The sequence below is a fragment of the Prosthecomicrobium sp. N25 genome (assembly GCF_037203705.1).
GTDB lineage: Bacteria > Pseudomonadota > Alphaproteobacteria > Rhizobiales > Ancalomicrobiaceae > Prosthecodimorpha.
This window is the reverse complement of record NZ_JBBCAT010000002.1, coordinates 784,132-796,145: the sequence shown is the minus strand read 5'-3', so window position 1 is coordinate 796,145 and position 12,014 is coordinate 784,132. Positions and strand designations below refer to the sequence as shown.

Genomic DNA, 12,014 nt, shown 5'->3' with positions numbered 1-12,014 from the left:
CCGGCGGGAGCCCGGGGCGGGGGCTGTCGGGGAGAGCGGATCAGCCGCCGTCGGGCCTGGCCTCCGGCACCGGCCGCGGCACGAGGCGGGGCCCTTGCAGGAAGTCCTCGGCGAGCTTGCGCAGGTCGTCGAGCTGGCGGACGTGCAGATCGCGCTGGGCATAGGGGATCTCGATACCCGCGGATCGTAAACGCTTTACTATCTCGTAGCGCAGGTCGCTCTCCACGCCGAACGCATCGGTCACGTTCGGCACGGTCGCCACCAACCGGAATTCCAGCGCGCTCTCGCCGAAATTGGTGAAGAAGGCCGAGGGGGCGGGGAAGAGCATGACCAGCTTGTGGGCCTTGGCGGCGGCCAGCAGGATCTCGCGCACCTTCTCCGGATCCGCGTCATACGCGACCCCGACGTTGACGGTGACCCGGCCGGTCAGGTCGCGGTGCATCCAGTTCTTGACGTTGCCGGAGATCAGCGACGAGTTCGGTACGATCAGGCTCGCCCGGTCGAAGGTCTCGATCTCGGTCGAGCGCACGTTGATCTTGCGCACGAAGCCCTTTTCGCCCCCGATCTCGATCATGTCACCGGACTTGATCGGCCGCTCGGCGAGAAGGATCAGGCCGGACACGAAGTTGTTGACGATCGACTGCAGGCCGAAGCCGATGCCGACCGACAGCGCGCCGGCCACGATGGCGATATTCTCGAGGTTGAGGCCGACGGTCGAGAAGGCCAGCATCGCCGCCAGGATCGTGCCGGTATACCCGAAGGCGGTCAGGATCGAGTTCTTCAGGCCGGCGTCGAGGCGAGTCTTCGGCAGGAAGCGGACGCCGAGCCAGGTCTGGATGCCGCGCGTCACCGCGATGGCGACCACGAAGGTGGCGAGCGCCAGCAGGATCGTCGAGATCGAGACCGTGATGCCGCCGACCTTGAAGCCGAAGAAGGCCGCCTTGGCGTCCGCGACGAGGTCCTCCGACGAGAAGCCGAGCGGCCAGAGGACGAGCAGCGCCATCAAGCCGATGAGCGCGAGGCGGCTGACGCCCGAAAAAACCACGCCGAGCTGCTCGACCGTCTCCCGCCCGAACCCCATGGAGCGGGTCAGCGACGAGCCGACCGCCGTCTCACGCCGGAAGACCGCCCCGAAGGTCTCGTCGACCAGGATCAGCAGCACGTAGAGGGCGGCCAGGCAGAGGCCGGCCCACAGCATCTCGCTGGCGATGAAGCGCGACAGCGAGACGAAGCCGGCGATGCCCGCCGCGATGCCGGTGAGCGCCGCCAGCCAGGCCACCGGCACGAGCCAGCGCCAGAGGATGGAGTGGCGGTTCTCCGCCGGCGGCGTCGGATCGACCGGACCCGGCACCGCGAACTCGACGGTCTCCTCGGTGGAGGCCAGGCTCGCCGCGACGGTCCTGAGGCAGAGGATCATCAGCACGATGTCGACGAGGGCGAAGAGCCCGTTCAGCGCGATCACCAGCGGCAGCGGCGCGGCCAGCACCGGCAGCATGCGGACCACGAAGAGGCCGAAGCCGAACGTGATCGCCAGGACGGTGAAGAGCCGCATCAGCCGGTGCGCCGCCTGGTCCGACACGATCAGCAGCCGCCATTGCGGCTTGGCCGGCGCCAGGATGCCGAGCGCCAGGCTGTAGATGGCCGCCCCCATCCCGACCGCGATCATGAGGCCGATCTGCATCTGGTCGATGCTGTCGGGCGACAGGTCGAAGAAGTCGAGGACGAGGTAGATCGAGGCGAGGCCGACGAGCGGCAGGACGGTGTTGACGAAGAAGATGCCGGCCGCGGCCGCCGCCTCCTTGAGGGCTGGCGGGTCGGCGACGTCGGGGCTGCGCACGGTCATGAAGACGAGGCGGCCGCGGACCGGCCGGACCAGGACCGCGAAGAAGGCCAGGGCGAGCGCGAGCGCCGCGAAGGCGACGCTTCCCCCCCGGGAGCCGAGGAGGCCGAACCAGTCGCGCATCAGGAAGCCGAAGGCACGCAGCGTCCCCGGCAGGGCGGCGGCGGCCTCGAGCCAGAGCGTCGGGTCGACGATCGAGCTGGTCTGTTCCAACAAGGCGCGGGTGAAGCGGTCGCGCCGACGGTCGCCGATGCTGCGGACGACCTCGTCGGCCTTGAGCTGGATCAGGCTCGCCTGCTTGACGAAGCCCTGCAGTTCGGCGAGCGCCTTGTTCTGGACCTCGCGGTCCTGCTTCACCGCATCGGATTCCGGGGTCGGCGCGGGCTCGCCCTCCTTGGGCTGCTGCGGGCCGGGGCCGAGCTGCTTCAGCCGCGCCTCGATCGCCTGGACGGTGGGCGTCAACTGGTCGGCGAGGCCCGCGGCCCTGCCGCGGACGTTCTCGGCGCGGGCGCGCAGGTCGGCGAGCTGCCGGTCGGTGAGGTTCTGGCGCTGGGCGCCCGCCGCGATCTGGTCGATCTCGACCTTCCAGCCGTCGAGCAGCGCCTGCGGGTTCTCCGGACGCTTGGGTTCCTCGGCGGCGGCCGGCGCCGGGGCCGGAGCCTGCTGGGCGGCGGCCCCGACCGGCAGGGACGGCGCGGGCCCGACCGCGACGAGCGCGACCGCGAAGCCGAGGAGGAGAAGGAGGCGGGTCAGTCCGGATCTCAAGGGTCGCGTCCGATTCGGGTTCGTCTCGGGCGCCGGCCGAGCCGGCCGGCGGAATCACGGCCGCGCTATCGCCCAAGATTGCGGCAAAAGGGGCACGGGGTCGAGCGGCGACCATGGTGCGGCCGTCCCTCGCCGGGCAATATCGCTGGGTAAGCGATCGTCAGCCGGTTGTGCAAGGCCCCGGTGGCGACTATGTTCCGCGCGCGCCCCCAAACCCGAGCGGCCTCACCGCGTCTCATGACCTCCGTGCACACCCATCCGCCCGTCAAGGGCCTCCGGCGCGCCGGCTGGGTCTTCTGGGAGGCCTTCTACTGGGGTCTGCTGCGCAACGAGTCCTTCGCGCACGCCTCCAACATCGCCTTCTCGGTGCTGTTCTCGCTGTTCCCCTTCATGATCCTGATCACGGGCCTCGCCGGCTACTGGGGCGGCGCGGAACTCGCCAAGGCGGCCGAGGAGGGCACGGGCGGGATCTTCGCCGTCCTGCCGGCCGAGATCGTCAAGATCCTGAAGCCCGAGGTGACGGCCGTCCTCTCCGGCTCGCAGGCCCAGGTGCTGACGATCGGTGCCGCCCTGCTGGTCGTGATCGTGACGGGACTGGTCGAGAGCCTGCGCATGGGGCTGAACTACGCCTACAGGGCCTACGACAGCCGGCACTTCCTGATCCGCCGGCTGGAGGGCACCTTCTTCATGCTGGTCGGCGGCATCCTGATTCTCGGCCTGGGTTTCATGGTGGTCGTCCTGCCGGTCGTCTGGAACTTCCTCGTCCCGCACGTGCCCGACCTGATCCCCTACTACTCCTACTTCAACAACCTCCCGCTCGTGTTCTTCTCGGCGGGCGTCTTCTGCTTCCTGTTCGCCGCTCATCTCTTCCTGCCTGCGCGCCGCCAGACGGCCTCGACGGTCCTGCCGGGGGTTCTCGTCACGCTCGGCCTGTGGTTTGTCGCAGGCTACGTCTTCTCCTACTACTTCTCCCATTTCGCGAGCTACACGCGCACCTACGCGGGTCTGGCGGGCATCATCGCCACGATGCTCTTCTTCTACATCGTCGGTCTCCTGTTCCTGCTCGGGGCGGAGATCAACCATGCCCTGCTGGTCCTCAAGGGCGAGGCACCACCGAGCCGGGTGTGACGCGCGACCGCCCCCGCCGCGGCCCCGGGACGGTTGCGGGGCGACGCGAATATCGGGATAGTCACCGGTCTCCGGTCCAAGGGGGCGGGCGAGGCGCAGGCGGACGGACGTGAGGCGGCTCCTTTCAGTCATGGCGGCGGTGGCGGGCGTGGTCCTGTCGGCCGAGACACGCGCGGCGGACATGACCGACGTCCAGGTGGCGCGGCTGCTGGCCGGTGCTGACCGCTCCAGGCCGATCGACCTGGCGGGCAAGGACCTGTCCTTCCTGGATCTCGCGGGCCTCGACTTCAAGGCCGCGCGGCTCGACAAGGCCAACCTGCATGCCGCCGACGTCGCCAATGCCGACCTCTCCAACGCCCGGCTCGCAGGCGCCCATCTCGACCGTGCCACCGTGCAGAAGACGAACTTCGCCGGGGCCGACCTGCGCGGCGCCAGCCTTCTGCGGCTCTCGGTCACGACGGAGCTCGACCTCGGCATGCGGATGGTGGCCGACGCGCCGAACTTCGCCGGGGCGGACCTGTCAGGGGCGCGCATCTTCGCGCGCCTGAACGGCACGAACCTGCGCGGCGCCAACCTCGCCGGAGCCCAGCTCGGCCACTACAGGATGACCGTCATCGAGCTGCACCCCCGCACCTTCCTGGAGATGGCGGATCTCTCCGGGGCGAACCTGCATGCGGCGGATCTGACCGGCGTGCAGTTCACCTGGGCGAAGATGGTCGGCGCCGACCTGACCGGTGCCCGTCTGGTCGGCGCCAACCTCACGGGCGTCGACCTGACCGGGGCGAACCTCGCCGGCGCCGACCTGACGGACGCCAATGTCGAACTGGCGACCTTGCGCGACGTGCGCGGCCTGGACGCGGCGATCGGCTGGGACCGGGCCATGAACCGGGACCGGGTGCGCCCGTGACGCAGGCCCGCATCGGGGTAGGGCGGCGGGCCGCGGCCTTCGTCCTCGCAGCCGGTCTCTTCGTCGCCGGTCCTCCGGCCCGCGCGGCGGGCATCGATCCGAAGATCGGCGTCGACACGGCCCTCGTCCTGGCCGTCGATGTCTCGAGTTCGGTGGACGAGGAACGCTTCCGCCTGCAGATGGAAGGCATCGCCCGCGCGCTCGAGGACCCCGCCATCCAGAAGGCGATCCTCGGCGGCGCACGCGGCGCGGTCGCCATCACGCTCGTGCAATGGTCCGACCGGCAGAGCGTCACCATCCCGTGGATGCGGGTCGCGAGCCGCGACGACGCCTACCGGCTCGCCGCCACCGTCCGCAACGCGCCGCGCCGGCCCGGTGACTTCACCTGTGCGGGTGCCATGCTGCACTTCGCCGCCGCCAAGCTCCGCGCCACGCTCGCCTTCGAGGCCGACCGCTTCGTCGTGGACGTCTCCGGGGACGGCCGCGACAACTGCAATTCCGCCGTGCCGCCGGCCGCCGAGCGCGACGCCCTCGTGGCCATGGACACGACCGTCAACGGCCTGCCGATCCTGGAGGGCGACGAGAAGGCGACTCTCGAGGACTGGTACCGCCGCAACATCCAGGGCGGCCCCGCCTCCTTCGTGGTCCCGGCCGATGGCTACCGGGATTTCGGCCGCGCGATTCGCCAGAAGTTCCTGACCGAGGTCAGCGCCCGCTAGGGCTCCGAGGTCGAGCCCGGCGACGACGCCGAACGGCCCCGGTCCGGAGCCGCCCCTCACTCGTTTCTGAGCAGCCGCTCCAGGTAGTCCAGCTCGAATTGCGGGCGGTAGTTCTCGCCCAGCCGACGCCGGATGTCCTCCAGGATGCGGCGGGCGCGCTGCACGTCGATCTCGTCGGGCACCTTGACGGTGTTGGAATAGTCCGGTCCGTCGTGCCGGCGGGGGCGCCCGAGCGGATCGTCGTTCATGGAGGATTCGCCCTCCGGCCCGACGCCCGGCTGGCCCTGGCCCTGCTGCTGCGCCATCTGGTCGGCGAGATCCCGCGCCCCCTGCCGGAGCGCGTCGAGTGCCCGTCCCTGGGCGCCGGTGGCCTCACCGGGCTGGCCGTCGCCGAGCGCGTCGCTCGCGTCGCCCATCGCCTCGCCGGCTTCCCCGAAGGGCCCCTGGCCCTGGCCCTGGCCCTGCCCGCGCTCCCCGCGGCCCGCCTGCCCCTGGCCCTGCTGGCCCTGGCCCTGCCGGCCCTGCTGTCCCTGGCGACCCTGCTGCCCCTGCTTGCCCTCCTGGCCCTGCTGCCCCATGCCCTGCTGGGCCATGCGGTCCTGCAGTTCCTTGAGCGCCTGCTGAAGCTCCTGCTGTTTCTGGCGGAGGTCCTTCAGGGCCTGCGCCAGCTCCTCCGGCGTCATCGGCTTCTCGGGCTGGCCGTTCTGGCCCTGCTGCGGCCGGCGCTGGCCCTGGCGGTTGCCCTGCTGGTTGCGGGGATCGGCCCGGTGCGTGCGGTCCATCAGCTGCTGCTGCCGCTGGATCAGCTCGCCGAGCTTGTCCATCATCTCGGACATCTCGCCCTGCTGCCCGTTCTGCTGCCGCTGCGGCCGGCCAGCCTGCAGGTTCTCCAGCATCTGCTGCAGCTGCGACAGGAGCTGCTTGGCGGCGTCCCGCGACCCGGTCTTGGCGAGGTCCTCGATCCGGTTCAGCATCCGGTCCAGGTCCTGCTTGCGCATGGTGCGCTGGTTCGGATCGTTCGGCGCCCGCGCCTGCGGGTTCTGCAGGGCACGCTGCGCGAACTCGCGCAGATAGCGGTCCAGGGCGTCGCGCAGTTCCTGCGTGAGCTTGGCGATCTCCTGCTCGGAGGCCCCCTGCTCGATCGCCTTGCGCAAGGCCTCCTGGGCGTCGCGCAGCGCCTTCTCGGCCGCCGTCAGGTCGCCGTCCTCGATCGACAGGGCGACCTGCCAGATCAGGTCGAGCGCGGCGCGCAGGTCGTCGTCCGACTTCGCCTTGAGGAGGGTCCGGTGCACCATCCTGAGGCCGAGATAGACCGGAGCCTCCGGGGTGAACCTCTCCGGCGCGATCATCAGCGCGTCCACCGCGTCGATCACGCGGGGCGCCCGGTTGGCGTCGAGCGCCAGCACCCGGCGCTGCTCGATCAGCGCGCGGGCGAGCGGCTTGGAGAAGTTCTTCTCCGGCAGGCGGAACTCGACCGTCTCCGACCGTCCCTCCTGGTTGGCCTCGTCGCGCGCGACCAACGTCATCTTCACCGTCGCGCCCGCCCAGGGGTGCGAGGCGAGGTCGCGGAAGGTCTGGGCCTGGCCCGTCTTGGCCCGGCCCTGGGGCAGGGTCAGCGGGAATTCCGGCGCCCCCACCAGCGGCCGCACCGTGGAGGCGGTGGACGCGATGGCGTAGGCCTCGGCGGTCGGCTCGAATCGCGCCTCCGCGGCCACCACCCCATAGTCGTCCGAGACCTCGTAGACCACCTTCACGGACCCGGTCCGCTGCACCTCGGGCTTGCCGACGAGGCGGATCTTCGGATCGAGGTCGGGATCCACGGAGAAGCGCCAGTTCGCCGCCGGCCTGTCGCCGCGCGCGACCGTGACGGTCGCGGGCTCGGCCAGCGCCACCTCGTGCTCGACGAGCGTATCGGCGGCGGACGCCGTGGCGGCGGTCGGGCGCGCGCCCGGCGCGCCGCCCTGCTCCGTCCGGGCCGGCTTGCGCTCGGCCGCGCGGGTCGCCTCGGCATCGGGCGCCTTGGCGTCGACCGTGCGGCTGCCGCCCGCGCTGGCGATACGGACCGTCGTCGCCGGCCCGCCCTCCTTGGGCGCCGGCGTCCGCAGGACCAGCAGGCTGCCCTCGGGCACGCGGATCGTGCCGTCCGGCTCGGTCGCCGGCGGGGTCTGGCCGGTGAGGAAGATCGGCGGCCGGCCTGTATAGGCCGGCGGCGTCACCCAGGCGTCCATGCGGGCCTGCGGCGGCTCGGGCGCGACCGGCCCGCTGAAGGCGGCGGTGATGCGGCTCGACCACTCGCCCGCGCCGGCGAAGAGCCCAACGAAGAGCAGGAGCCCGAGCACGGGTCTGAGCGCGAAGCGGTCGCGCCGCGCCAGCCCCGGACGCGGCGTGCCGGCCTTCAGGCCAGCCACCGCCCGCAGGATGCGCGCGCGATGCTCGTCCCATAGAGCCCGCGCGATCGGGTCGGCCTGCGCCGGAAGCTGGTCCTCGAAGGTGGCGAGCGGCCGGTGCCGGTACCCGGAGGTCGCCTCCACGCGCGCCAGCGCGGCCTCGCGGCCGGGCGCGCGGAAACCGCGGAACGCCAGGAGCGAGGCCAGGAACGCCAGGGCGAACAGCGCCAGACCGGCGACTCGGATCCCCTCCGGCGCCACGAGCCAGAGCCCGAGCCAGGAGGCGGCCAGGAACGCCGCGATCACCCCGGCCGGCCAGGCGAGCCGGGGCCAGAGGTCTTCCCACAGGAGGGCGATCCGGGCTCGCGAAACGGCGCCGGCGATGCGGCGCTCCAGGGCGGCGTTCTGGCGGCCGATGCCGCCGGGGTCCGGGTTCGTGTCCGTCGGGCGCGTGGTCAAACGACCTCTCCTCGCTGCGGGTCCGTCCGACCCTGGCCCCCCGGCCGTCCCTCTCTCCGTGATAGCCGGAACCGGGCCGCGCCCCGTCCGGCCCTCGAACGTGCTTGCCACGGCGCCGTTCCCCCGAACGTCACCCGGATACGAAAATGTTCCACATCCGGACCGCCCCGTCCATCGTCAACAGCGGCGAAAGTGACGCGCCGGTGTCGGGCCGGCCCTGCGCGGGGCGGGCGCGACCGGTGCCCGGCTCACAGCAGCCGGTCGAGCACGAAGGGCTGCTTCGGCTTCACGGGCTCGGTGGCGCGCGGTGCCGGGGCCACCAGGCTGCCGGCCGCCGGCGGGGCCGCGGCCCGCTCCTCGGAGACGAACTCGGGATCGCCGCGGCGCCCGCAGGCCGTGAGCACGAGCCCGAGCGCCAAGAGCGCCGCGACGGTCGGGAGCCTGGACGGAAGAGCCATGGGCGGGGACGATCTCCGGGTCGATCGGCGGAGCCTAGCGGACCGCGCGGCGCGCGTCACGCCGGACCTTCGCGCCGTGCCGGCGCGGCCGCTTCCTTGCCGAGCCGCTTCAGCCAGGCCTTGGCCTGCTGGCGCACGTTCTTCGGCGCCGTCCCGCCGTAGCTGGTCCGGCTGGCCACCGAGCGCGCCACGCCGAGCACCTCGAAGACCTCCTCGGTGATGCCGGCGTGGACCGCCTGCATCTCGGCGAGGGGCACCTTCTCGAGCGGCAAGTCCGCCGCGGCCGCGATCCCGACGATCCGGCCGGTGACGTGGTGGGCCTCCCGGAACGGGATGCCGAGGCGGCGCACCAGCCAGTCGGCGAGGTCGGTCGCTGTCGCGTAGCCGGCGCCCGCCGCCTTCCTCAGGACTGCCGGATCCGGCACCATGTCGCGGACCATGCCGGTCATCGCGGCGAGCGCCAGAGAGAGCGACTCCAGCCCGTCGAAGATCTGCTCCTTGTCCTCCTGCATGTCCTTCGAATAGGTCAGCGGCAGGCCCTTCATGATCATCGTCAGCGCCGCCGAGGATCCCATGATGCGCCCCGTCTTGGCGCGCACGAGCTCGGCGGCGTCCGGGTTGCGCTTCTGCGGCATGATCGAGGAGCCGGTCGTGAACTTGTCGGAGAGCCGGACGAACCGGAATTGCGCCGACGTCCAGATCACGATCTCCTCGGCGAAACGGGAGAGGTGGACCGCGCAGATCGAGGCGGCCGACAGCGCCTCGAGCGCAAAGTCGCGGTCCGCGACGCTGTCGAGCGAATTCGCGGTCGGCCGGTCGAAGCCGAGCGCGGCCGCGGTCGCCTGCCGGTCGATCGGGAAGGAGGTGCCGGCGAGCGCGGCCGCGCCGAGCGGGCACTCGTTGAGGCGGGCCCGCGCGTCCCGGAGCCGCCCCCGGTCGCGGGCGAGCATTTCCACATAGGCCAGCATGTGGTGCCCGAAGGTGACCGGTTGGGCCGACTGGAGATGGGTGAAGCCGGGCATCACCGTTCCGGCCTCGGCGAGCGCCTTCTCGGCCAGCGCCTGCATCAGTTCGGTCACCTGGGCATCCAGATGGTCGAGCGTGTCGCGCACCCAGAGCTTGACGTCGAGCGCCACCTGGTCGTTGCGCGAGCGGGCCGTGTGCAGCCGCCCGGCGGCCGGTCCGACGAGTTCGGCGAGCCGCGACTCCACATTCATGTGGATGTCCTCGAGGCTGCGCTTGAACTCGAACCGGCCGGCCTCGATCTCTGACAGGATCGTGTCTAGACCCGCCTGGATCTTCACGGCATCGTCCGCCGCGATGATGCCCTGGGCGGCGAGCATCGAAGCGTGGGCCTTGGAGCCGCGGATGTCCTGGGCGTAGAGCTTGCGGTCGAAGCCGATCGACGCGTTGATCTCCTCCATCACCGCGTCCGGTCCCGTGGTGAATCGGCCGCCCCACATACGATTCGACATGGTCCACCTCGACTGGCGCGCGCCGGATGCCTATCTCGGCGTTGCGCGTTCCTCCGGCAGGGAGTCACGATGACATCGACGTCCGGCGCATCCAGGAAGAGGCTCGGCATCGTCGCCGGCGCCGCCCTCGCGGGCATCGCGCTGGGCATGGGCGCGGTATACGGGATCGGCGGCTTCGAGCGCAACGGTCAGGCCGCCGCCTCATGCAAGGCGTCCCTCGCCGCAGCGGGCCGGGTGGCTTCCCTGGTCAAGGGTCAGGTCGCCGCGATGGTACCGGCCGAGAAGCCGCTGTCCGTCGCCGACCTCGGCTTCATGCGGCCCGATGGCAGCCCCGCGAGGCTCGCCGACTGGGCCGGCAAGACCGTGCTCCTGAACCTCTGGGCCACCTGGTGCGTGCCCTGCCGTCTGGAGATGCCGGCGCTCGACCGTGTCGCCCGCTCGCTCGCCGCCCCGGACTTCGAGGTGGTGACCGTCAACATCGACACCAAGGACCCGGAGAAGCCGAAGCGCTTCCTGGAGGAGATCAAGGTCGAGACGCTGGTGAACTACGCCGACCCGACCATCGGCATCTTCAAGACCCTGCAGCAGCGCGGGCGCTCGCGCGGCATGCCGACGACCATGCTGGTGGGTCCGGACGGATGCGAGATCGGCACCATGAACGGCCCGGCCGAATGGGACCATCGCGATGGGGAAGCCCTGATCAAGGCCGCCCTGGGACGCTGATGATCGGGTCTCGGACCCGGTCGTTCATACCGTGACGTCGAGGTTTGCGCCGAGACCTGCGGCCTGCTCGGCGAGTTTCTGAAGATTCTGGGAGGACGCTTCCAGTAGACCGGCGACGGCCTGCTGGCTCTCGGCGTTGCTCTTGATGAATGAGGCCGCCATGATCTGGGCGCGCGACGAGGACTGCGCGCTCATCAACGAAACCGCGAGGGAAACGGGATCCATCCGGCGGCTCCGGAAAGGGGACGGGGGCACACAGAACCTTCGAACCCCGTCGACGAAGACTGTCGCAGACGGGGGTAAAGGAAAGGTTGCCGATCCCTCCCGAACCGGAAAAAATCTCCTCGTCCGGACCCCGTCGCCCCCGGACGGCAGCCGCGGGCCGGAGGCGGGCCCGCCCGATCCGGGATGAAACCGTGGACGATCTCGAACTCTGCGAAGACTGCGCCCTGGCCGCCTGGCCCGGGATCGAGGAGACGCGCATGGGCCAGTGGCTCGTCCGCCGCGCGGGCGGCTACACCCACCGCGCTAACTCCGCCAACGCACTCGTGGCCGGTGCCGACCTGGACGAGGCAGCGCTCGAGGCCATCGAAGCCCGGTACCGGGCGGCCGGCCTGCCCGCCGTCGTCCGCCTCACCCCGCTCGCCGCGCCCGACCTCGACGACCGCCTGGCAGCGCGCGGCTACCAGGACGGCAAGCCCTCGCAGGGCATGCTGGCCCCGACCGCGGCGGCGCGCCCCGACCCGGCCGTCCGCTTCGAGCCGGAGCTGTCCGCGGATTGGCTCGCCCGCTACGCGGCCGCGAACCCGCGCCGGGATTTCCTGCCCGAAGCCTTCCGCGCCATCACGGACCGGGTGGCCGCGCCGAAGACCTTCGTGACGCTCAACGAGGGCGGGGCGGACGTCGGCTTCGGCATGGCGGTCGCGAGCCGCGGCCTCGTGGTCCTGCAGGCGATCGCGGTCGACCCGGCCGCACGCGGCCGCGGGCTGGGCGCCCGCCTCGTCGAGAGCCTGATGGCCTGGGGCCGCGCGCAGGGCGCCGGCCGCGCCCTCCTCCATGTCGAGGCCGCCAACCCGATCGCCCAGCGCCTCTACGGCGGTCGCGGCTTCGAGCGGATCTTCCTCTATCACTACCGCGAGAAGCCGCTCTGACG

10 protein-coding genes are annotated in these 12,014 nt (G+C 71.4%); 5 read left to right on the top strand and 5 right to left on the bottom strand.

What is annotated here, in order from left to right; all coding sequences use genetic code 11:
* Positions 1-40 precede the first annotated feature (40 nt).
* Positions 41-2,605 (bottom strand): DUF3772 domain-containing protein, encoded by a 2,565-nt coding sequence (locus WBG79_RS18545; RefSeq protein WP_337358665.1) that lies wholly within the window; start codon positions 2,603-2,605, stop codon positions 41-43.
* Positions 2,606-2,842: 237 nt separating this feature from the next.
* Here WBG79_RS18545 and WBG79_RS18540 point away from each other — a divergent pair, with 237 nt between their 5' ends.
* The 3 genes from WBG79_RS18540 (at position 2,843) to WBG79_RS18530 (ending at position 5,359) form a co-directional block, all read left to right on the top strand.
* Positions 2,843-3,733 (top strand): YihY/virulence factor BrkB family protein, encoded by an 891-nt coding sequence (locus WBG79_RS18540; protein ID WP_337358664.1) that lies wholly within the window; start codon positions 2,843-2,845, stop codon positions 3,731-3,733.
* A 109-nt stretch (positions 3,734-3,842) separates the two neighbouring features.
* On the top strand, positions 3,843-4,640 hold the full coding sequence (locus WBG79_RS18535) for a pentapeptide repeat-containing protein (RefSeq protein WP_337358663.1): 798 nt from the start codon (positions 3,843-3,845) through the stop codon (positions 4,638-4,640).
* On the top strand, positions 4,637-5,359 hold the full coding sequence (locus WBG79_RS18530) for a DUF1194 domain-containing protein (RefSeq protein WP_337358662.1): 723 nt from the start codon (positions 4,637-4,639) through the stop codon (positions 5,357-5,359). The genes WBG79_RS18535 and WBG79_RS18530 overlap by 4 nt, the downstream gene beginning before the upstream one ends.
* Positions 5,360-5,415: 56 nt before the next feature.
* On the opposite strand, the gene WBG79_RS18525 is transcribed toward WBG79_RS18530, so the two are convergent.
* The 3 genes from WBG79_RS18525 to argH all read right to left on the bottom strand — a co-directional run bounded on the left by WBG79_RS18525 (position 5,416) and on the right by argH (position 10,138).
* On the bottom strand, positions 5,416-8,205 hold the full coding sequence (locus tag WBG79_RS18525; protein WP_337358661.1) for a TIGR02302 family protein: 2,790 nt from the start codon (positions 8,203-8,205) through the stop codon (positions 5,416-5,418).
* 248 nt (positions 8,206-8,453) lie between these two features.
* Entirely contained in the window at positions 8,454-8,663 is a 210-nt protein-coding gene (lptM, locus tag WBG79_RS18520) for an LPS translocon maturation chaperone LptM (protein WP_337358660.1), read from the bottom strand.
* Positions 8,664-8,719: 56 nt separating this feature from the next.
* On the bottom strand, positions 8,720-10,138 hold the full coding sequence (gene argH / locus WBG79_RS18515) for an argininosuccinate lyase (RefSeq protein ID WP_337358659.1): 1,419 nt from the start codon (positions 10,136-10,138) through the stop codon (positions 8,720-8,722).
* Positions 10,139-10,207: 69 nt separating this feature from the next.
* Between argH and tlpA the strand changes: the two genes are divergently transcribed.
* The gene (gene tlpA, locus WBG79_RS18510) at positions 10,208-10,861 is read left to right on the top strand and encodes a thiol:disulfide interchange protein TlpA (protein ID WP_337358658.1); all 654 of its coding nucleotides are present in this window, start codon (positions 10,208-10,210) and stop codon (positions 10,859-10,861) included.
* 24 nt (positions 10,862-10,885) lie between these two features.
* Here tlpA and WBG79_RS18505 read toward each other — a convergent pair whose 3' ends face one another.
* Complete coding sequence (locus WBG79_RS18505; protein WP_337358657.1) at positions 10,886-11,086, bottom strand: hypothetical protein; 201 nt, start codon at positions 11,084-11,086, stop codon at positions 10,886-10,888.
* 191 nt (positions 11,087-11,277) lie between these two features.
* Here WBG79_RS18505 and WBG79_RS18500 point away from each other — a divergent pair, with 191 nt between their 5' ends.
* Positions 11,278-12,012 (top strand): GNAT family N-acetyltransferase, encoded by a 735-nt coding sequence (locus WBG79_RS18500; protein WP_337358656.1) that lies wholly within the window; start codon positions 11,278-11,280, stop codon positions 12,010-12,012.
* Positions 12,013-12,014 lie beyond the last annotated feature (2 nt).

Excerpts from the sequence above, each read along its gene's own strand:
- WBG79_RS18540 (WP_337358664.1), top strand. The coding sequence starts at position 2,843 with ATGACCTCCGTGCACACCCATCCGCCCGTCAAGGGCCTCCGGCGCGCC.
- lptM (WP_337358660.1), bottom strand. The coding sequence starts at position 8,663 with ATGGCTCTTCCGTCCAGGCTCCCGACCGTCGCGGCGCTCTTGGCGCTC.
- argH (WP_337358659.1), bottom strand. The coding sequence starts at position 10,138 with ATGTCGAATCGTATGTGGGGCGGCCGATTCACCACGGGACCGGACGCG.
- tlpA (WP_337358658.1), top strand. The coding sequence starts at position 10,208 with ATGACATCGACGTCCGGCGCATCCAGGAAGAGGCTCGGCATCGTCGCC.
- WBG79_RS18505 (WP_337358657.1), bottom strand. The coding sequence starts at position 11,086 with ATGGATCCCGTTTCCCTCGCGGTTTCGTTGATGAGCGCGCAGTCCTCG.